Raw genomic sequence first — 21,092 nt, 5'->3', positions numbered from 1 at the left:
ACTATTTATTATTTGATATTTTCATTGTCAGTCTATGTTAATCAGCTTATGTTAAATAGCCTCATCATAAAGAATCTCTATTTTAACGAAATACTATCTAGGGCGTGTCATCATTTAGATTGTGAGGCTTAAACTGAGGAAAATTGCAGCCAAACAAGGAATAAATTGCCGTAAATATGAACATATTGACAAGATTTCTGACGATGTTTGGCTAAATTTAGCCATTTTAAGACCACTAAATGTATTCATGTGCTAATTGATGACGCGCCCTAATACTATATATTGCAAAACGTCCTTATCCGGCAGATAGACTGCGCAGCAAAAAGCGTTGAATCTTACCACTTGGGGTTTTTGGTAGTTCGCTCACGAACTCGACCTCACGCGGATAAGCATGAGTCGATAGACGCTTGCGTACCAAATCTTTAATTTGCTGAGCGATTTCTTCAGAGCCTTCGATGCCATCTTTTAACACCACATAAGACTTGATTGTATGTCCACGCACTTCATCTGGCACGCCAACTGCTGCTGACTCTGCAACCGCTTCATGCTCTAATACGGTATTTTCGACATCGGTAGGCCCTACACGATAACCTGCGGTGATAATGATGTCATCATCACGTCCTGAGAACCAATAGCTACCGTCATTATGACGCTCAACCACATCGCCTGTTAAGTAATAATCATCTGCAAAGGCTTGCTTCTCATTCCAGCTGTACCCTTGAAAATAAAACGCGGGTGACTGACTGACCACAACGGCTAGCTGCCCTTGCTCACCATCCGGCAGTACATTCATATCATCATCTAATACGACGAGCGTATGCCCTGGCAGTGCCATACCCATAGAGCCAACTGGACACTCATGCGCCAGTGCATGATGAGCGCAGCACGTCATGCCTGTCTCTGTTTGCCCATATTGGTCTTTCACTTGACACGTCAGATAGGTTTCTACCCAGCTGACGACTTCGGTATTGAGCGTTTCCCCTGCTGAGTTGGCACAGCGTAGAGATAACTTGGCATTGGTATCCTTATGAGCGTCTTCATCAACATTGTCGAAAATGCCGCTAGATTTCATCATTCGGAAGGCGGTTGGTGAAGAGGCCAAATTGTTGATCTGATGGCGCACCATAAAATCACGTGTATTGGCAGCATCAAAGCCCGCTTCATTAAAATACGTAGTAACGCCAAGCAATAAAGGCCCTGTGATTGCGTAGTATAGACCGTACGCCCAGCCGGGATCCGCCATGTTCCAATAATGATCATCTTCACGTAGGTCAATGGCATAACGCATATACAAGTAAAAGGCAGGTAACGCTGCTAACGGGACGCTCACGCCTTTTGATTTACCAACCGTGCCTGAGGTAAACATCTGCAAAAATGGCGCATCGGTATCGAGCGATACTGGCTCCATCGTTTGCGATTGTGCTGCCATAGACTGGTTATAGTGATCATCACCCCATGTCTGGGCGTCTTCTACGCTACCGACCAGTACCATTTTGGTTTGCTCCGCCAAATCTTCAAATTTGCTACGGTTATCTAGATTGGTAAATACAACCTTGGTGTCGGCCTTATCCATCCGATACTTGATTGAATCATAGCCAAAAGCGGTAAATAGCGGCTGATATACCGCTCCGATGCGCCATGTTGCCAATACCACAGTGAGCAGCTCAGGCGTACGTGGTAGCATAGTCGCTACCTTATCACCCGCTTTTACGCCATACGACTGTAGTAAGTTAGCAATTTGAGCGCTCGCTTTATCAAGCTCACCAAAGCTCATGCGCGTTATATTGCCTGCAGTATCTTCGTGTACTAGCGCGGCATTGTCAGCACGACCATCACGTACATGACGACCACAGCAAGCCATATAGGCATTTAAACGATCATCTACATGCTCGCCAAAGATTTCTGACAGCAGTGTATTCATGTCGAAGTTATTATAATAATCGGTATAGTTTTTTGGCGTAACTGAAGCGTCTGTATCAGCGATCGTAGCGGTTTGAGAGGCGGTGTTCATAAGCTAATCCTTTAGCAATAGCAGGTAACGGGTAAAATGGTGTTTATGATTGTAAAACGGCCACATCCTATAGACCGTTTAATATGTTCGTATTTATCAGACTCTATTAGTAACGCATTTCTGCACTTATTTCAATACATAACGTATCATTTTTATTTTTATGTATAGATTATTAATTTAATTTAGTGTGCTTAAAAATCCAATCAAGGCCTTTTCTTCACAACTTTGATATTTTTTCGTCCTTCCACGGCGCGCTTGTTTGTAAGTCTCAAAAAACTGCCCTGCCAAAAAACGCTCAATGACAATGGGATGAATATACGAGGCACGACATACGGTCGGTGTATTACCCAGCTCTGCTGCCACGCTTTTTACCATATCAGTGACCAGCTGTTGACGCTCAGCGCTTTCTGGTGCACTGGCAAGTATGCTAGCGCCTGCTATCGTTTGTAGCTCGTCATGTAGATAGCTTGCTGCGAGCACACTTGCCATCCATGTGCGAAAATCCTTTGCACTATATAGCTTGCTTTCGCAGTCCATACCGCTAGTATGCATTCGCAAATAATCATTGATATCGGAACTGTCGACGACTTGCTTATGTCCATCGTCATCTAAGTATTTGAATATCTGATAACCCGGCAACTCAGAACATGCCTGCACAATATCTATCAAACGCTCGTCTTGCAGCTCAATATGATGCTCCTTTGCGCTTTTTCCGACAAAATCAAACGCCAGTCCATTGTCTGTTTCGCTCACGTGTTTGCTACGTAGTGTGCTCAGCCCATAGCTTTTATTCTGCTTGGCATAGCGACTATTACCGATACGAATCAAGGTTGTCTCAAGTAACTTAACCACTGCGGCGAGCACATTGGTACGTGACAATGATTCTGCCTCTAAGTCTTTTTCGACCTGTGCTCGTAGATTGGGTAGCGCCTCTGCGAAGCCTATCATCGCATCGAATTTGGCTTGATCACGAATGTTATTCCATGACGGATGATACAAATACTGCTTACGGGATTTTTCATCTCGTCCTGTCGATTGTAGATGGCCTTTTTCATCTTGGCAGATCCAAACCTCTGACCACATTGGCGGTATCACCAACGCATCAAATCGCTGGCGCAACGCTTTATCTTTGACCGTTGCGCCCGTTGCATCACGGTAAGTAAAACCACGACCCCAACGTCTACGCGCATAACCTGGCTCATCGTCACTCACATAACGCAGATTAGCGCGGCTGGCAAGATACTCATAATCATGGCGCACATCTCTTATCATTGTCTGCTCGCCTGCCTTAGTCATAGAGTCCTACACCTTTGAAAAGTAATTGTTTTAGCATAATTAACTGCGATTATTTTTGCTGTTTATTTGACACAGACAAAGTGTAATGCTGTGTAAAAAATGCACCATAAAATGCTTATCAATTATGATTTACTGAGTTATAATTAAACATATGTCTATCAATAAAACCGAGTAAAAACCTATGGAAAATCCTTCTATAAAAATCATGCCATTATCTAATGCAGATTACGACCTTTGGTTAGTGTTGTGGCAACGCTATCTAACATTTTATGAAACCCATTTGCCAATGAGCACGACTGATACAACATGGCGCAATTTGCTAGATAGCAATGTAGATATTTATGGATTTGGAGCATGGCAGGATGATACGCTGGTAGGTATTACCCATGTGGTGCTGCACCCCAATACTTGGAATAGTACCGAATGTTGCTACTTGGAGGACTTGTACGTTAATGAATCTGTACGTGGGCAAGGCGTAGGACGCGCATTGATTGAACAGGTCTATGACTTTGCACGCCAGAAAAACTGTAACCGTGTCTATTGGACCACTCAAGAAGGCAACATCGCAGCGCGTAAACTCTATGACGCAATCGCCACCCAAACGGATATGGTGCAATACCGTAAAAACTTATAACCTTGATTAGGACGTGTCTTCAATTCACTCGATAGTCACCTAAATGGGCTAAAGATAACTAAATTTCTCTCAAAAAATACTCACAAAAAAACGCCAAGCATAAAATACTTGGCGTTGATTGTTCTGATAAGACTAAAACTTAGAGACTATTATTTACCATACACACATAAATAAGCGGTTTCGACTTCTACTTTAACATTGAACTTTTTATCGGCTTCAACGGTAAATTGCTCACCAGCATTAAAGGTTTGCCACTCATCACTCTCTGGCAGCTTGACCGTCAAGGCACCGCTAACAACTGACATGGTTTCAAATTCGCTGGTGCCAAATTCGTATTCACCAATTTCCATTACACCGACAGTAGCAGGCTTAGTTGCGGTTTGAAAGGCGATAGAAGTCACTTTGTTTTCAAAATAATTATTAACGCTTGGCATAATTTTCCTTAATTAAGTGTTGGTTGATATTTTAAATCTTTCTTTATACTCTATTTTTACAGTCCAGCTTTATAGACCCGCTTTTAGGCTTGCTTCGATAAATTGATCGAGGTCGCCATCGAGCACTGCACCGGTATTAAAGGTCTCAACACCGGTACGCAAGTCTTTGATACGGGAGTCATCGAGCACGTACGAGCGTATTTGACTACCCCAGCCAACGTCTGACTTACCGTCTTCGACCGCTTGCTGTGACTCCATACGCTTTTGCATCTCTAGCTCATAGAGCTTAGCACGTAGCATTTTCATCGCGGTGGCTTTGTTACCATGTTGGCTACGCTCGTTCTGACAAGTGACCACCACGCCACTTGGCTCGTGGGTGATACGTACCGCAGAATCTGTCGTGTTTACGTGCTGACCCCCAGCCCCCGATGAGCGATAAGTATCGATACGCAAATCTGCTGGATTGATATCAATCTCGATATTATCATCAATTTCAGGCGAGACAAAAACGGCAGCAAATGAAGTATGACGACCATTGTTACTATCAAATGGTGACTTACGTACCAAGCGATGCACGCCAATTTCGGTACGTAACCAACCAAAGGCATAGTCACCTTTAATCTCAATCGTGGCCGACTTGATACCAGCGACGCTACCTGATGATACTTCTATAACGTCAACCTTGAAGCCATGCGCTTCAGCCCAGCGCGTATACATGCGCAGCAGCATCTCTGCCCAATCTTGTGCTTCGGTACCGCCACTGCCTGACTGGATATCTAGGTAGCAGTTATTCGGATCCATCTCACCGCTGAACATCCGGCGGAACTCTAAATCAGCAACGCGTTTTTCAGCATTATCCAGCTCGCTTTGCACGTCAGCAAGCAACGACTCATCTTCTGCTTCTACCGCCAGCTCTAGCATCGCAGACGCATCTTCTAATGTGGTCTCAAGCGAAACGACGACATCGATGACTCCATCAAGATGACTTTTTTCTTTATTAATTTTGGTCGCACGCTCTGGATCGTTCCAAATATCGGGGTTTTCTAATTCTAAATTGACCTCTTCTAAGCGTTCTTGCTTGCCATCGAAGTCAAAGATACCTCCGCAAATCCTGCCCACGCTCTGATAAATCTTTAATTTGTTCTTGATACGGATTGATTTCCATAAATATTCCTGTTTTTTTAAATAAGTGTCTAACGAATCTGCCGCTATTTTAAATGAGATTGATGCTAAACGCTTGGCTAATTATGGTTGCCTCTACGTTAACGCGCTTTAGGTTGCCTAAATTGACCAGTCTTCCACTGCCCAGCGATGCGCTAACGCATGTGCATGTAGGGCATCATCAGGTGACACACAAATCGCCACATCTGCCCATTCGAGCAACGGAATGTCGTTTTTGGAGTCTGAGTAGGCATAGGTTTTATCAAAGGTAACCCCAGCTAACTGCTGCTTATTCACCCATTTGTCTAGATGATATATCTTACCTTCTTTAAAATTGGGCTTGTCCGCTAACTTACCTGTATAGCGATTATCTTTTATCTCGAGCGGTGTTGATAACACATTGGCGCCTTCAATACCGAAACGTTTGGCAATGGCAGAGACCACAAAATCATTGGTCGCAGAAATAATAACCACATCGTGCCCTTGCTCAACATGCTGACACAGTACTTCCATCGCTTTTGGGCGAATATGCGGCTCGATTTCGCTTTTGATATAGTCTTCACGCAGCTCATGCAACCGTGCTAATGGCAATGTGGTCAAAAATTGCGCGACAAATTCATTGTATTCTGTGGCATCTAGCGTACCTTCGATATACTGTTCATAAAATGCTTGGTTAGCCGTGCGATATTGCGCCTCATCTACCAGCCCATTATTGACGATATACTCACCCCATAGATAGTCGCTGTCGACATCGAGTAGTGTGTGATCTAAATCAAATAGTGCCAGTTGTTTTTGTGGATTTGGTTGGTTTTGTGCTGGATTTTCCTGCATGGTGAGACCTTATCGTTGTTTGCTAAAAAATACCAAGAACTGAAGAAAAAATATAAATAGTTTAGGCCACGCCCTAATAAAAACGTCAATTAAATCACGGCTTAAATCGAACCAGAACCATCCTATCCCGTTAATCTGGCATCGCTATTTCAGTCAGACCTTCCTTATAAGTCTCACAGAGTTCAGAATAGTGGTATGCTGACATTTTTAGCATGGCGGCTTGTTCATCAGTCAGCGTCTTGACGACTTTTGCAGGCGCGCCCATCACCAGTGAATTATCTGGAATAATCTGACCTTCAGTGATCAAGGCTTTGGCTCCAATGAGACAGTTTTTGCCGATTTTGGCATTATTAAGTACCACAGCACCAATGCCAATCAAACTGTTATCACCAATCTCGCAACCATGTAGCATGGCTAGGTGACCAACAGTGACATAATCGCCAATGTTGGCTGCGATACCTAAATCAGTATGAATAACGCTGTTTTCTTGCACATTGCTATAATCACCAATATGAATGTGACCAACGTCACCGCGTATCACCGCACCAAACCACACACTGGCTTTATGCCCTAAATATACATCACCGATCACTTGTGCTGAGTCTGCCACCCAACCGTTGAATGGCACTGCAAACTTAGGGGTTTTGTCTAAATATTGATAAATCATAACGATTCCTTGTCATCTTCATTATAGTTATAAAAATTGGGTTTATCGCTGCGCTGTCCATTGTGGCAAAGCCCACTGCTAAAATCCAGCGCTATTAATGGACGCTTGATTTCGAATTTGATAAAAGAAGAAATAACTTATGGCTACTTAGGCTATTTTCTGATTTATTGTTATTGTCTATGTAATGACTATTAATCCAAGGAATCGGCTAGCCATAGCACCCTATTTTGTATATAATACGCAAAATCTGTGCCTAAGCGAGCGGACATGATGCAAGTTACCTATTCACTATCTAGTGGGTTTTGTAGTTTTCATCAATAATGTCTTCTCGCTTTTTTGTGGAAAAATTTTGTGTATCGCCCTTTTATTATCTTTATGTGGCAATAGTCAGATACCGTAAATAAAGGGATACGGAGCAATATTTCGACCAGCAAAACATGATGGCACTCACCAATAATAGCGGAGGCAACCCTTGAATTCATCGGCAGAAATACAAGCAATTTTGGCATTAGCAGACGGTACGATTTTTCGTGGTATCAGTATCGGCAGTCTCGGTCATCGTGTCGGTGAGGTGGTTTTTAATACAGCCATGACAGGGTATCAAGAAATCCTAACTGACCCAAGTTATGCGCGTCAGCTAGTCACCCTCACCTATCCGCACATTGGCAATACTGGTACTAATAGCGAGGACACAGAGTCTGGCAATGGTCACAAAGTTTGGGCAGATGGTCTTATTATCCGTGATGCCACCATGGTTACTTCAAATTTTCGTAACTCAGAGTCATTAAGCGACTATTTGCAGAGTCATAATACCGTCGCTATCGCTGAAATTGATACGCGTCAATTGACTCGCCTACTACGTGATAAAGGCGCTCAAAACGGCTGTATCATGACCGCCTCTAACGGCGAGACTATCAGCACAGATGACGAGCAGCAAGCCATTAAACTGGCGCAAGCGTTTGCTGGTATCGAAGGCATGGACTTGGCAAAAGAATGCTGCACTAAAGAGAACTTCGAATGGACAGCGGGTTCATGGGACTTATCAGATACCCTACTCAACCGTGATGCTGTTGGCAGCCACGATAGTGGTACAGGTGGTTTCTTTAAGCAATTAAACACGCACGTTGAGCACAAATTCAATGTAGTCGCTTATGACTTTGGTACCAAAACCAATATCCTACGTATGCTGGTTGATCGCGGCTGCCATGTGACCGTTGTACCAGCACAAACGCCTATCGCAGACGTGCTAGCGATGAATCCAGACGGTATCTTCTTATCAAACGGTCCTGGTGACCCTGCTGCTTGTGATTATGCCATCGATGCGGTGCGTCACATCATTGAGCAAACTGACGTGCCAACCTTTGGTATCTGTTTAGGTCATCAGCTGGTCGGTCTTGCCAGCGGTGCAAACACCATCAAGATGAAAACAGGACATCATGGCGCTAACCATCCAGTACAAGACTTAGCAACTGGCACGGTTATGATTACCAGTCAAAACCATGGTTTCGCGGTTGATGAAGACACGCTACCAGACAACGTTAAATCTACCCATCGCTCATTATTCGATGGTACCAACCAAGGTATCGAGCTGACCAACAAGCCAGTCTTTAGTTTCCAAGGTCACCCAGAAGCCAGTCCTGGCCCACATGATTGCGCGCCATTGTTTGATAAGTTTGCAGATATGATGGCAACTGCTAAAGCTTAAGCCATTACTGAAAAAAAGATAAGCAAGCTGCCTGAAAGCTTGGATCGTTAATAATGGTTCAAGCGGCAGTATATAAAACCATTATGTACACCTCCATTAAAACATCACTTAAACGAAGGTAGCCCTAATTATGCCAAAACGTACCGACATAAAAAGCATTCTTATCATTGGCGCAGGCCCTATCGTCATCGGCCAAGCATGTGAGTTTGACTACTCAGGCGCGCAGGCGTGTAAAGCACTAAAAGAAGAAGGTTACCGCGTCATCCTGGTCAACTCAAACCCTGCGACCATCATGACTGACCCTGCCATGGCGGATGCCACCTATATCGAGCCGATTACTTGGCAAACGGTTGAGCAAATCATCGCCAAAGAACGTCCTGATGCTATCCTGCCAACCATGGGCGGACAAACAGCACTAAACTGTGCACTAGAGTTGGACAAGCATGGCGTATTGACCAAGTACAACTGCGAGTTGATTGGCGCAACCAAAGACTCAATCGAGATGGCAGAAGATCGCAACTTATTTGATAAAGCCATGAAGCGTATTGGTCTTGAGTGTCCACGCGCTGAAACCGCTGAAACCATGGAAGAAGCCTTTGCGACCCAAGAGAAAATGGGCTATCCATGCATCATTCGTCCGTCATTCACCATGGGCGGTTCAGGTGGCGGTATCGCCTATAACCGCGATGAGTTTATCGAGATTTGCGAGCGCGGTTTTGACTTATCACCAAACCATCAATTGCTTATCGATGAGTCACTCATCGGTTGGAAAGAGTACGAGATGGAAGTGGTTCGTGACAAAAACGACAACTGCATCATCATCTGTGCGATTGAGAACTTTGACCCAATGGGTGTGCATACAGGCGACTCTATCACGGTTGCACCAGCACAAACATTGACAGACAAAGAATACCAAATCATGCGTAATGCGTCATTAGCCGTACTGCGTGAGATTGGTGTGGAAACAGGCGGCTCAAACGTCCAGTTCGGTATCAACCCTGATACGGGTCGCATGGTCGTCATCGAAATGAACCCACGCGTATCACGCTCATCTGCCCTAGCCTCAAAAGCCACTGGTTTCCCGATTGCGAAAATCGCGGCTAAATTGGCCGTTGGTTATACGCTAGATGAATTGCAAAACGACATTACCGGTGGCAAAACGCCAGCCAGCTTTGAGCCTGCGCTTGATTATGTCGTCACCAAAATCCCACGTTTTAACTTCGAGAAATTTCCACAAGCCGATAGCGTGTTATCAACGCAGATGAAGTCGGTTGGTGAAGTCATGGCGATTGGTCGTAACTTCCAAGAATCGATGCAAAAAGCATTACGTGGTATGGAAACCGGCAATGATGGTTTTGATGAGCAAATTGACTTTGCCGCTATCAAAGACGGTAGCCTTAGTACTGACAAAGCTCGTAGCGAGATTCATAATCGCTTAACCATTCCAACGCCTGAACGCATTTATTATATTGCGGATGCTTTCCGTATCGGTATGAGCGTCGATGAGGTCTTTAACTTAACCAAAATCGACCCATGGTTCTTGGTACAAATCGAAGACATCGTGAAGACCGAAGCGCAAGTTAAAGCGTTAGGTTTTGGCGGCTTAAATGAGAAAAACCTACGCAGCTTTAAGCGTAAAGGTTTGTCAGATTTACGTTTGGCTAAATTGCTGGGTATCTCACAAAAGCAGCTACGCAAAAAGCGTTGGGATTTAAACGTTTATCCAGTCTATAAGCGTGTCGATACCTGTGCGGCAGAGTTTGCCACCAGCACCGCTTATATGTACTCAACGTACGACAGCGAATGTGAAGCCAACCCAACCAATAACAAAAAAATCATGGTCATCGGTGGCGGTCCTAACCGTATCGGTCAAGGCATCGAGTTTGACTATTGCTGTGTGCACGCAGCCCTTGCCATGCGCGAAGACGGCTACGAGACCATCATGGTCAACTGTAACCCTGAAACGGTTTCAACCGATTATGACACCTCTGACCGTCTCTACTTTGAGCCAATCACATTAGAGGACGTGCTAGAAATCGTCCGTATCGAAAATCCTGATGGTGTTATCGTACAGTTTGGTGGTCAAACACCTTTGAAACTGGCCCGTGCTCTTGAAGCTGCTGGCGTCAAAATCATTGGTACGAGTCCTGATGCGATTGACCGTGCAGAAGATCGCGAACGCTTCCAACATATGATTCAGCAATTAAATCTTATTCAACCAACCAATGCCTTAGCGACGAGCTTAGAAGATGGTTTGGTCAAGGCAAAAGACGTTGGCTATCCATTGGTTGTACGCCCATCGTATGTACTTGGTGGCCGCGCGATGGAAATCGTTTATAACGAAGATGAGCTAAGACATTATCTGCGCACGGCTGTACAAGCCTCTAACGAAGCCCCTGTATTGCTCGATCGCTTCTTAGACGATGCCATCGAAGTCGATGTTGACTGTGTCAGCGACGGCACCGATGTGGTGATTGGCGGTATCATGCAGCATATCGAACAAGCCGGTGTTCACTCTGGTGACTCAGCCTGTTCATTGCCGCCTTACTCGTTATCTAAAGAGTTATGCGATGTCATGCGCGCGCAAACCGTTGCCATGGCGAAAGAGCTTGGCGTCATCGGTCTGATGAACGTACAGTTTGCGGTAAAAGGCGAAACGGTTTATATCTTAGAAGTAAACCCACGTGCCGCCCGTACCGTACCGTTTGTCTCTAAATGTATCGGTACGTCGTTAGCGCAAATCGCGGCTCGCTGTATGGCTGGCACCTCGCTAAAAGACCAAGGATTTACCACTGAGATTGTTCCGGCATTCTTTGCGGTCAAAGAAGCGGTATTCCCGTTTGCTAAATTCCCTGGTGTCGATCCAATCTTAAGCCCTGAGATGAAATCAACCGGTGAAGTCATGGGCGTGGGCAAAACCTTTGGGGAAGCATTCTACAAAGCGGTCATCGGTAGTAATGAGCGTCTGCCAGGCTTGCCGACTGAAGGCGAAACCAAAACCGTCTTTATCTCGGTGCGTGATAGCGACAAAGCGCAAATCGCTCCAATCGCTCGTCAGCTCGCAGGCTTTGGTTTTAACATCGTCTCAACCACGGGTACGCAAAAGATATTGAGCGACGCCGGTATTGAGTGCAAGCAAATTAACAAAGTCACTGAAGGCCGCCCACATATCGTTGACGCCTTGAAAAATGGCAAGATCGACCTTATCATCAACACGACTGAAGGTAAGCAGGCACAAGAGGATTCATTCTCTATTCGCCGTAGCGCGCTACAAGGCAAAGTATTCTATGTCACCACCTTGGGTGCGGCAGATGCGGTTTGTAAATCTTATACGATTGACTTGCCATTTGAAGTTTACAAACTGCAAGATTTGCATGAGCAAGCAAAGACTATTGACGTGGCTGAATAATTTCAGTAGATTAAGCATAACCGTTAGGCTTACTCAATCGCTTATTCGAGACTGATTAATCGTTTTAACATGACAACAGTGCTTAAAGACGATACCTTTGACATGGTAGAACCAAAAAGCAACATGATAGACCCAAAAGCATAGTGGCTAAACTGCGACTATGCTTTTTATTACGTAAGCTTAAGTGCGTATGGTATTGAAATTAATGACTTATAATTGACAGATAATGTATTTGTCAAACACGCTCAACATCACCCTTTTATATTTTATACCCATTGCAATGATCCCAACACCATCTCACTATTCACTAGGAGTAGGAGGTGGTGTGGTGTTATTGGTTTAAGGAAAAAACATGCAACGTTATCCCATGACTCCGCAAGGACACGCGGCTTTAGAAGCCGAATTGAAACAGTTAAAAAGCATCGACCGTCCACGCATCACAGCATCGATTGCTGAAGCACGCGAACACGGCGATCTCAAAGAAAATGCTGAATATCACGCCGCTCGCGAGCAGCAAGGATTTTGTGAAGCCCGCATTCGTGATATCGAAGCCAAGCTTGGCGGTGCTCAAGTCATCGACCCAGCGACGTTAACGCAAGAAGGTCGTGTGGTGTTCGGTGTGACCGTGGTCATTGAAAACATGGACACCGAAGAAGAAAAGCAATACAAAATCGTTGGTGATGATGAAGCCGACTTTAAAGCGGGCAAGATTTCGGTCAACTCACCGATTGCTCGTGGTCTGATCGGTAAGTTTGAAGGCGATGAAGTACGTATCGAAACGCCAAAAGGTGTGGTCGAGTACGAATTGATGAAAGTTATCTACGACTAGCGCGTGTCCTCATTTTAAAAATAAGGATAAAAGTCTATTGCTACCTTTATTAACCGTCACTTTTAGACAGCAGCTCTTTTTATAACCACTGAAATAATCATTCAAATAATCACCAACTGAATAGATCCATCGACTCGCCAAAAACAATACGACTCATACAATGCCGGTTACACAATGCCGCTTTTCTAGTCTATTTGTTTTAGCGCATAATTGTTTGAGTTTGCAGTGTGGCACATTTTTGCTGCACTTTTTCTGAAAATAATGATGGATTGATAGTTAATATTGGCTATCGTCAGTACTGATACCCTCGTTATTTGGCATACTTTATGGTGTCATTTAACGGGGGTTTTTTATTTAGATGTGATTTATTGTTGTCTTGTAGTTGATTCAATTTAAAAGTCGTACAAGGCAGCCGAGTGTCGAGGTATATTTAATGCTTCAAGCGAGGTTAACGCAGTAATACTTTTATAGTGAAGTGACTATACTTACTGTTATTTTTGAGGAGTCTATTATGACCATGAAATCTTGTACACCAACAGCAATAACCCATACTGTATCGGCACTATTAGCAGGTATAGTACTTGCTGCATCTTCAGCGCATGCCGCACCTGAAATCGCTATTAGCTCATCTGCTGGCGGCAGCACCACTGTGGTCGAGCAATACTCTGATGGCAAAACAGCCACTATCACTGCCACACCGAACGGTATCACGATGCAAGATGGCATGCCTTATGCGGTGACTCAAGTAACGACTGTACCACGCTATGTGGTTCGCCAAGGTGTTAGTAATGGTATGAACAATACGGTCATTACTCAGGGCAGCACAACCGTCACTAGCGTACCTGTGACCAATCGAGCGACCAATACCGTCTCCAATGTCGACGTTATCACTACGCCCATCAGTACCGTGACCCAAGTATTACCTGTTGCAACTGCTACTCAGTTGCCTGTTCTTAATGCACCAGCGACGACAGTTATCACCAATCAACCGGTAAGCAATCGAATAACAACGACTACTTTAGATACTTTACAGCTGACACCAACGTTTAGTACACCAGATGTCGTTAATGCACAAACCAAAGTCATGAAAATACTAAAGAATAAAGACGGTCATGAAATGGCTGTGCCTGCCAATCATATCGCCCCCGGTGACGTCATCGAATACCACACTACTTATACCAACACCACCGCGCAGCCAGTCAATGACATCAATGCGATGGTGTCATTACCAAATGGCGTGCAGCTGGTGTCATTAAACAGCTCACTACCAACGCTTGCGACAACGGGTGGCGACAGCTATCAAACCATTCAACAAGTGGGCAATACTGTCGTTATCAAAGAAAACTACTCTGGACTTAAATGGAACTTGGTCAACCTTGGTTCTAATGCAGCCCAAACTGTCGTTATACGTGCGAAGGTTCAGTAAATACAGTAATAGAACTTAATAAATTCTAAATTTTATAAAAGGTCTTGTCGACTAGTCATCTAGTCTACAAGACCTTTTTTATGCGTGTACATTTTTCTTTAACAACCAGTCTTTTGCTATACTGCCTTAAATCAAAACAAATATCCGGTCATTATTTGCATGTATCAGCTCACCTCTCTCTTCCTCTTCTCACTGGTTTTTATCATTTGCAGCTGTATTGTAAGCGCTACATCTTGGGCTGAAGCTACCGAACCAAAATTTGACACTAGCTTTTATATGTCGAAAATTTGTACTGCATATATGAGTAAAGATGGTCATGAATATTGCGATGATGGTTATATCCTTAAAAGCGAAACCTCTGAAGACGGTCAAGTAAAAGAAACGATGCTTATGGATGGAATGGGTGGCTACGGTTGGAATCATACTTCACTTAAAAAAATCGATAAAGATACTTATCATGTTTATGTTGGCTGCGGCAATCCGTGCGGTGCTAATATGCTATTTGGTCGTGGCGGTGAGGAACAATACTTCGATTTGTATTTTGATATCGATGCAAAAAGCAGATGTACTGTTGAATATGATAATGACAAGAATCTATGGGTTGCCCGTCATTTTTTCTCCGATAAAGAAGTAGCTTTACCTTCAACTCATGGCAATAGTGAATCTGCGATTTATCCCAAGTACGATGTTGAATTTGATAAAAAAGGACATCTGATTGTTAAAAAAAACTTCTCAGAGGAAGTGGTTCAAACGTTGCCTAATCTCTGCTCCTCTAATTAAAAATCTCATGAACAGCACGACAACAGTTGTCGTATAAAATCGACATTTCTCTCATTATTACAGTGACTTACCTTTAGTTTTGATAAAATAGTCTTTCATTACTGCATTGGTAAATAGCGCTTATGGCAACCATCAATTACGAACGACTGCAAGGCAAGCTTAATATTTTAGCGGACGCTGCTAAGTATGACGTTTCTTGTTCCTCCTCTGCTGGTACCCGTAAAAACCAAGGCGGTGGCCTCGGTGACGCCTCAGCAACTGGTATTTGCCATAGCTATACCGAAGATGGGCGCTGCGTTAGTTTACTCAAAATTCTGCTGACCAATCATTGCATTTACGACTGCGCTTATTGCACCTCGCGCAAAAGTAATGACACCCCACGCGCAGCTTTTAGTGTTGAGGAAGTCGTTGATTTAACCATGCAGTTTTATCGTCGTAACTATATCGAAGGGTTGTTTCTTAGCTCAGGCATCTTTAAAAGCGGCGATTATACGATGGAGCGCTTGGTCGAGGTCGCCAAGATATTACGTACTCGTGAGCGTTTTAACGGCTATATCCATCTAAAAACCATTCCGGGCGCGTCAAAAGAATTGCTGTTAGAAGCAGGGCTTTATGCTGATCGTTTGAGCGTCAATATCGAAATTCCGACCAAATCGGGCTTAGCTTTACTCGCTCCAGAGAAGTCGCATGATGAATTAAAAGCACCGATGGAGACGGTCAAAGAAGAAATAATTACCATCCGTGAGAGCCGTAAAACGCATAAAAAAGCACCGAAATTTGTGCCCGCAGGTCAAACCAGTCAAATGATTGTTGGTGCGAGTAATGAAACCGATTTGCAGGTGATTCAGCTATCGAGTCATTTTTATAAGCAATATGATCTCAAGCGTGTTTATTATTCCGGCTATGTACCGATGCTGTCTGACAGCCGTTTGCCAGCGATTGGAACGCCTGTGCCGATGGTGCGAGAGAATCGTCTCTATCAAGCCGATTGGCTGATGCGTTTCTATGGTTTTGGCGCGCATGAAATCGTCGAACCAGACTCACCATTTTTGGATTTAGATTGCGATCCAAAATTGGCTTGGGCGATTCGCCATCGCGAGCATTTTCCGGTTAATATTCAAACCGCGACTTATGAGATGATTGTACGCATTCCCGGTATCGGTACTAAGACGGCTAAAAAGATAGTGAAAGCACGCAAGTTTAATCAATTGACGCTATATCATTTAAAAAAGATGGGCGCGGCGGTCAACCGTGCCAAATATTTTATCGCCACCACCGGTAAAAATGAACATCTCGCCCACTTAACCCGCGATAACTTCCGTCAGTACGTACTGGCGCAAACGCAAACTAAGTATAAAGATCAGCGCAGCGGTCAGTTGGCGCTGTTTTAATGAGTACGGTTTTGATTGCCACTATTCTAAATAGGAACATAAATGTCACAGCTGATGCAAAGTCACGACTATATTATCGGTCACTTAACGCCCAGTATTGTGCTTTATGAGCCAAGTTTTGAGGGTTGGCTCAGTGCCGTTTTTTATGTCTATGCCAATCGGTTACAAGAAGATGAATCCCTACAGTTAATTGCTCAAGATTCTTATGTGCCCTCATTGATCTCTGAAGCGAGCAGTGTTGCTACAGATGAAGACCATGCTGAACGCGTATTAACCAAGCTACATAAGCTATTGGGGCGTTCAGGTATGCGAAATATTCTGTGGGGATTTTTATCAGAAAAAGACAATATCGGTACGACATTGTTTCAGGTGATTAAATACGCTATTGACTACCCTAGCCGCCATATTATGGAAGACCTCGGTAACCTGAGTGTTTTGGAGTTAGTACAAACCGTCAAATCCGTCGGTCGTGAGAAGCATCGCATGGAAGCGTTTGTGCGTTTTGAGCATACGACCGATGATATTTATTTTGCCCGTGTTGAGCCTGACTTTAATGTGTTGCCTCTAATCGGAGAGCATTTTCGTCAGCGTTATCAAGACCAGCATTGGGCTATTTACGATCTGACTCGTAACTATGGCATCTATTATGATAAAAGTAATAGTACGCCCAAACGCCCCGCTGCCCTGCAAACGATCACTGACCTTGATGATGCGGTACTGCGCAATCCTGCCAGTATCCATAGTCCTGACGAGCAGCGCTATCAAAGATTTTGGCAAGGTTACTTTACCAACGTCAATATCAAAGAGCGCAAAAACCCTAAGTTGCATAAACAGTATCTACCGCAGCGCTATTGGAAATACCTAAGCGAAAAGCAAGTACTGCCCGATGCTGAGCACCTGCAAAAACGACGCTAATGGCTCTTATAGGATTTTAATCCCAGCATTTATACTTATATATTTTAAAAACCAGCTGTCTGTCATCATCTTTTTATCTTGATGGTTGAGTTTTTAGCGCTTTTAACTGACAATAGCAAATTGATATTACTAACCGGTGACCCACGCTATTATGAAAGTTATGCGCTTACTGTCGTCTTTGAAGCATGATGAATCCGAGCGCGGCATTTTTCATCTTGGGCGTGCATTGGTCAAAAATGAGCACACGTCTATCATTGTCTCAAGCGCTGATGAAGACAATGATTTGGTTAGGCGTCTCAAACGTGATGGCAATATATACCATCAGCTACACATGAATAAAAAATCTTGGCTGTCGTTGCTGCAAGTCTCATCGCTTCGACATCTGATTGAAAAGTACGAGCCTGATGTGATTCATGTACATTCGCGTACACCTGCATGGATATTACATTTGGCACTGCGCCGCGCACGAGTCAGGCGTTTGCCAAAATTGGTATCGACCATGTATGGTTTTTATCCTATTAATAAATACTCACAAGCGTTGCTCGATGTCGACACGATTATTACGGTGTCTGATAGTGTCACCAATTATCTAAAAAAGGGACTGCGCCGCGAAGATGTCGATCCTACGATCATTAAGCGCATCTACCGCGGTATCGACACCCGTCGCTATCCTTATCGGCACAATCCATCTGTCTATTGGCTACGGCACACTTTCGCTGAATATCCTGAGCTTGAGCATAAAAAGTGGCTGGTGTTTCCGACAGTGATTGGTAACGAATACGGTCAAGAATGGCTCATCGACATATTGGGCAATCTGCAGGAACAGTTTCCTAATATTCATGCCATCATTATGGACGATGATTTTAGAGATGGTGATGTCGCGCATGAAGATTTTCGCCAACGTAGCAATACGTTGGAGCTGGCTGAGCGCATTACTTATGTGGGTAGTAAGCGTAATGATATGCGGGAATGGCTATCGGCGGCCAACATCGTCATGGCGCTTGCAAATGAGCCTGAATCTATTGGTATTAATGCCCTCCAAGCCATCCACTTAGGCACGCCCGTTATTGGCTGGGATCAGGCAGCATTTAGTGAAATTCTACAGCCGCTCTACCCGCAAGGCTTGGTAAAAAAATACAATGCCAATGCCCTATGCAAAGCCGTTAGGAACCAGCTAGAAAGTGTAACGCGTCCAGAGATGACCAACAAATTTACCATGCGCGAGATGATCGAAGAAACGCTGGCGGTATATCAAGGTCTGTATGATGATGCACTTGCAGAAGAACAAGCGAAAGCCGATGCTATCGCAGTACGACGAATCAAAAAAAGTCTCAAAAAACCTGCTAAGCCTATTCTTAGTGTCGCCGTCAAAAACGTCGAACCCGTCAATAAAAATGCAACAGTCAAACTGAGCAAAGAAACGTCTAAAATAGTGGATACAGCAGAGATAGCCGAAGACCATCAAGAGCCATAGACGCCATGTATCATTCAATACGTGTAAAAGTGGATATGCACTTTTTGACAGTACATTTTAATTAAAAAAAGGCTACTTCAAAAATAGAAGTAGCCTTATCAATCTGCTCTGAACCAACCTCAACATTATCATAGGTTTACTCCTGATTTGATAAAATATTTGGTGCAATTTTAGCAATCAGCAGCCCTAATAGTTGAATGTTCAACAGGCCCTAGTCAAAGAAGTCTAAAACGGGTACAAGGCAGCCGACTGCAGATTGTACAATTAGTACATCTAAGGAGGGTAACGCCGTAGCCGTTTAGCCGTTCTCTGACTATAGCATGGGTTTAATACGTCGTTGGTGTATGTGCGCTGACAATGCGGGTCACGCTATCGGTGGGATTGATAAAGGTATGCGGCTGAGTGGTATCAATCACGTAGCTGTCGCCCTGATTTAACAAATAAGTACTTTCTTCGATACGGATAATAATCTTACCTTCGATAACCGTACCAATCTCCTCCCCTTCGTGAGCAATTTTTTCTTCGGTTGAGCTATTGGGTTGATAGGTCTCAATCAAAAACCCTAGGTTTCTTGTCGTACTGCAGTTATATACTTGTTTTAACGACACTCTGCTATTGGGTTCATTGAGCTCTAATAAATCCTTTGGCGTCACAATGACTCTAGCCCTAGGCTCCTTCCACTCGTCGCTAAAAAACGTGGTCAGATCAGAACCTAGTACTGTCAAGATAGCCTTTAGAGTATTGACCGCTGGACTGACCTTATTGCGTTCAATAGAGCTAATAGACGTGTTCGTCAATCCAGACATTTTGGCCAATTTACGTTGCGAGTAACCTTTCGCTAGACGCAGCTGGTTAATCTTTTTGCCAATGTCTTCCTTCAACGACTCATCTGTTTCAGAAGATGACGCCGTGTCAGCATCCATCAGTTCATCATCGCTATCGATATCATCTATTTCGATATCAACTATATCTTTGTCATCGATACTATTAACATCGTTCTCAATATTATCAATATCAGTGACGGCAGTTTCTGCCTTACTTTTAGTCGTGCTATTCAGTTTGTGGTTCTCTGGCATGGTGAATAAATTCCGTGAATAGAAATTTGGACAAGTTATCTTGCACATAATTTAACTCAGGATGCCATTGTACACCAATCATAAATGGATGTTGCAATAAGCTGATCGCTTCAACCAAGCCATCAGGCGCTGACGCCTCAACCAATAAACGCGCGCCTACTTTATTGATTGCTTGTTTATGTAGCGAGTTAACGTGCCATTTTTCACCAAAGGCGGCAAGCCTGCCATTTGGTTGAATAATCACGTCATGAACTGGCTGATACTGCACTTCAAGTGGCTGAGTATTGTCCTCTAAATGCGGCTCATAAAACCCATCGACTTCACGCCAGTCAGGATGCAGCGTGCCATTAAAATGAACATTCATCTCTTGCAAACCTCGGCAAACTGCCAACAGAGGCATGTTTCTTTCATCTGCATAAGCCAACAATTTGAAACTCAACTCATCACGGCCTAAGTCTTGTTTTGCCTCGACGTGCGTCGCGCCATAACGAGTTGGCGCGACATTGCTGTAACTGCCCGTCAATAAAATCCCGTCTACCATTTCGAGCAGTGCATCAAAGTTTTCGCTGTCGGCAGCTGTGTTCGGCAGCAGTATGGGATTGCCACCGTAGAAGTTTACTGCATCGATGTATTTTTGATATACCGCCTGTGCTGGCTGTCCATCAACCATCTTGTGACAGGACACAATAGCAATGATAGGTCTGGAATTTTTCATATTATCTTCCCTAGTTATAATGAATAGACTTAATCCATCCATATTATTTATATCCCTTATTTAGCTAAAATTTAACACAATGCCTCACGAAATGTAAACTATAAACTTCATTAATATCGATATTAGTATTAAAAAGGCATTTTTGGGTTATTTTAAGATAATTTTAAATAAAAATTGACAACTATAGTTTTCATCCATATATTGGAAGTCATTACCGATATTGCTAAACAGAGATTAACTTTTAGTTTTAATAATACTATTAAAAAAATTATCTCTAAGTGGCTAATACCATTGATAAAAAATGTCGGCTTTGGTGAAAACGTATCATATTCAGCTGA

The 21,092-nt window shown here is 43.7% G+C and carries 17 protein-coding genes; 9 read left to right on the top strand and 8 right to left on the bottom strand.

What is annotated here, in order from left to right; translation table 11 throughout:
* Positions 1–295: 295 nt before the first annotated feature.
* Both ACTQ9T_RS03725 and ACTQ9T_RS03720 read right to left on the bottom strand, forming a co-directional pair.
* Positions 296–2,011: an AMP-binding protein gene (locus tag ACTQ9T_RS03725; RefSeq protein WP_440464111.1), complete on the bottom strand. Its 1,716-nt coding sequence runs from the start codon at positions 2,009–2,011 to the stop codon at positions 296–298.
* A gap of 177 nt (positions 2,012–2,188) precedes the next feature.
* Entirely contained in the window at positions 2,189–3,307 is a 1,119-nt protein-coding gene (locus tag ACTQ9T_RS03720) for a DNA topoisomerase IB (protein ID WP_440464110.1), read from the bottom strand.
* A 181-nt stretch (positions 3,308–3,488) separates the two neighbouring features.
* On the opposite strand from ACTQ9T_RS03720, the gene ACTQ9T_RS03715 reads away from it, so the two are divergent.
* Entirely contained in the window at positions 3,489–3,941 is a 453-nt protein-coding gene (locus tag ACTQ9T_RS03715; protein ID WP_440464109.1) for a GNAT family N-acetyltransferase, read from the top strand.
* A gap of 149 nt (positions 3,942–4,090) precedes the next feature.
* Here the strand turns inward: ACTQ9T_RS03715 and ACTQ9T_RS03710 are convergent, their stop codons facing one another.
* The 4 genes from ACTQ9T_RS03710 to ACTQ9T_RS03695 form a co-directional block, all read right to left on the bottom strand.
* Positions 4,091–4,375 carry a pyrimidine/purine nucleoside phosphorylase gene (locus tag ACTQ9T_RS03710; RefSeq protein WP_440464108.1) on the bottom strand — a complete coding sequence of 95 codons (285 nt, stop codon included), beginning with the start codon at positions 4,373–4,375 and terminating at the stop codon, positions 4,091–4,093.
* Positions 4,376–4,444: 69 nt separating this feature from the next.
* A protein-coding gene (prfB, locus tag ACTQ9T_RS03705; RefSeq protein ID WP_141629700.1) for a peptide chain release factor 2 occupies positions 4,445–5,540 on the bottom strand; the annotation gives its coding sequence in 2 pieces (ribosomal slippage) (positions 4,445–5,467 and positions 5,469–5,540; 1,095 coding nt in all).
* Between the two features lie 116 nt (positions 5,541–5,656).
* The gene (locus ACTQ9T_RS03700) at positions 5,657–6,367 is read right to left on the bottom strand and encodes an HAD family hydrolase (protein WP_440464107.1); all 711 of its coding nucleotides are present in this window, start codon (positions 6,365–6,367) and stop codon (positions 5,657–5,659) included.
* 130 nt (positions 6,368–6,497) lie between these two features.
* Positions 6,498–7,034, bottom strand: a complete 537-nt coding sequence (locus tag ACTQ9T_RS03695; RefSeq protein ID WP_440464106.1) for a gamma carbonic anhydrase family protein — start codon at positions 7,032–7,034, stop codon at positions 6,498–6,500.
* A 472-nt stretch (positions 7,035–7,506) separates the two neighbouring features.
* On the opposite strand from ACTQ9T_RS03695, the gene carA reads away from it, so the two are divergent.
* The 8 genes from carA (at position 7,507) to ACTQ9T_RS03655 (ending at position 18,963) form a co-directional block, all read left to right on the top strand.
* Positions 7,507–8,739, top strand: coding sequence for a glutamine-hydrolyzing carbamoyl-phosphate synthase small subunit (gene carA / locus ACTQ9T_RS03690; protein ID WP_440464105.1), 1,233 nt, complete (start codon positions 7,507–7,509; stop codon positions 8,737–8,739).
* A 130-nt stretch (positions 8,740–8,869) separates the two neighbouring features.
* On the top strand, positions 8,870–12,148 hold the full coding sequence (gene carB, locus ACTQ9T_RS03685; protein WP_440464104.1) for a carbamoyl-phosphate synthase large subunit: 3,279 nt from the start codon (positions 8,870–8,872) through the stop codon (positions 12,146–12,148).
* Between the two features lie 352 nt (positions 12,149–12,500).
* Entirely contained in the window at positions 12,501–12,977 is a 477-nt protein-coding gene (greA, locus tag ACTQ9T_RS03680) for a transcription elongation factor GreA (protein WP_189581294.1), read from the top strand.
* Positions 12,978–13,488: 511 nt separating this feature from the next.
* A complete protein-coding gene (locus tag ACTQ9T_RS03675; protein WP_440464103.1) occupies positions 13,489–14,403 on the top strand; it encodes a hypothetical protein in 915 nt (304 codons plus the stop codon).
* Positions 14,404–14,562: 159 nt separating this feature from the next.
* Positions 14,563–15,183 (top strand): hypothetical protein, encoded by a 621-nt coding sequence (locus ACTQ9T_RS03670; RefSeq protein WP_440464102.1) that lies wholly within the window; start codon positions 14,563–14,565, stop codon positions 15,181–15,183.
* 122 nt (positions 15,184–15,305) lie between these two features.
* Positions 15,306–16,574 carry a putative DNA modification/repair radical SAM protein gene (locus ACTQ9T_RS03665; protein ID WP_194618825.1) on the top strand — a complete coding sequence of 423 codons (1,269 nt, stop codon included), beginning with the start codon at positions 15,306–15,308 and terminating at the stop codon, positions 16,572–16,574.
* 42 nt (positions 16,575–16,616) lie between these two features.
* Positions 16,617–17,489 (top strand): TIGR03915 family putative DNA repair protein, encoded by an 873-nt coding sequence (locus ACTQ9T_RS03660; protein ID WP_440464101.1) that lies wholly within the window; start codon positions 16,617–16,619, stop codon positions 17,487–17,489.
* 151 nt (positions 17,490–17,640) lie between these two features.
* Positions 17,641–18,963 carry a glycosyltransferase gene (locus ACTQ9T_RS03655; RefSeq protein ID WP_240215612.1) on the top strand — a complete coding sequence of 441 codons (1,323 nt, stop codon included), beginning with the start codon at positions 17,641–17,643 and terminating at the stop codon, positions 18,961–18,963.
* A gap of 326 nt (positions 18,964–19,289) precedes the next feature.
* On the opposite strand, the gene ACTQ9T_RS03650 is transcribed toward ACTQ9T_RS03655, so the two are convergent.
* Positions 19,290–20,039 carry a cupin domain-containing protein gene (locus ACTQ9T_RS03650; protein ID WP_440464100.1) on the bottom strand — a complete coding sequence of 250 codons (750 nt, stop codon included), beginning with the start codon at positions 20,037–20,039 and terminating at the stop codon, positions 19,290–19,292.
* Positions 20,014–20,754 carry a gamma-glutamyl-gamma-aminobutyrate hydrolase family protein gene (locus tag ACTQ9T_RS03645; protein WP_440464099.1) on the bottom strand — a complete coding sequence of 247 codons (741 nt, stop codon included), beginning with the start codon at positions 20,752–20,754 and terminating at the stop codon, positions 20,014–20,016. Before ACTQ9T_RS03645 ends, ACTQ9T_RS03650 begins: the two co-directional genes overlap by 26 nt.
* Between the last annotated feature and the right edge of the window lie 338 nt (positions 20,755–21,092).

Source organism: Psychrobacter sp. ASPA161_6 (assembly GCF_051970285.1).
Classification (GTDB): Bacteria; Pseudomonadota; Gammaproteobacteria; order Pseudomonadales; family Moraxellaceae; genus Psychrobacter; species Psychrobacter glaciei.
The sequence above is the reverse complement of the archived record's forward strand: the minus strand, read 5'-3'. Positions and strand labels throughout refer to the sequence as shown.

Excerpts from the sequence above, each read along its gene's own strand:
- ACTQ9T_RS03725 (WP_440464111.1), bottom strand. The coding sequence starts at position 2,011 with ATGAACACCGCCTCTCAAACCGCTACGATCGCTGATACAGACGCTTCA.
- ACTQ9T_RS03720 (WP_440464110.1), bottom strand. The coding sequence starts at position 3,307 with ATGACTAAGGCAGGCGAGCAGACAATGATAAGAGATGTGCGCCATGAT.
- ACTQ9T_RS03715 (WP_440464109.1), top strand. The coding sequence starts at position 3,489 with ATGGAAAATCCTTCTATAAAAATCATGCCATTATCTAATGCAGATTAC.
- ACTQ9T_RS03710 (WP_440464108.1), bottom strand. The coding sequence starts at position 4,375 with ATGCCAAGCGTTAATAATTATTTTGAAAACAAAGTGACTTCTATCGCC.
- ACTQ9T_RS03700 (WP_440464107.1), bottom strand. The coding sequence starts at position 6,367 with ATGCAGGAAAATCCAGCACAAAACCAACCAAATCCACAAAAACAACTG.
- ACTQ9T_RS03695 (WP_440464106.1), bottom strand. The coding sequence starts at position 7,034 with ATGATTTATCAATATTTAGACAAAACCCCTAAGTTTGCAGTGCCATTC.
- carB (WP_440464104.1), top strand. The coding sequence starts at position 8,870 with ATGCCAAAACGTACCGACATAAAAAGCATTCTTATCATTGGCGCAGGC.
- greA (WP_189581294.1), top strand. The coding sequence starts at position 12,501 with ATGCAACGTTATCCCATGACTCCGCAAGGACACGCGGCTTTAGAAGCC.
- ACTQ9T_RS03675 (WP_440464103.1), top strand. The coding sequence starts at position 13,489 with ATGACCATGAAATCTTGTACACCAACAGCAATAACCCATACTGTATCG.
- ACTQ9T_RS03670 (WP_440464102.1), top strand. The coding sequence starts at position 14,563 with ATGTATCAGCTCACCTCTCTCTTCCTCTTCTCACTGGTTTTTATCATT.
- ACTQ9T_RS03665 (WP_194618825.1), top strand. The coding sequence starts at position 15,306 with ATGGCAACCATCAATTACGAACGACTGCAAGGCAAGCTTAATATTTTA.
- ACTQ9T_RS03660 (WP_440464101.1), top strand. The coding sequence starts at position 16,617 with ATGTCACAGCTGATGCAAAGTCACGACTATATTATCGGTCACTTAACG.
- ACTQ9T_RS03655 (WP_240215612.1), top strand. The coding sequence starts at position 17,641 with ATGAAAGTTATGCGCTTACTGTCGTCTTTGAAGCATGATGAATCCGAG.
- ACTQ9T_RS03650 (WP_440464100.1), bottom strand. The coding sequence starts at position 20,039 with ATGCCAGAGAACCACAAACTGAATAGCACGACTAAAAGTAAGGCAGAA.
- ACTQ9T_RS03645 (WP_440464099.1), bottom strand. The coding sequence starts at position 20,754 with ATGAAAAATTCCAGACCTATCATTGCTATTGTGTCCTGTCACAAGATG.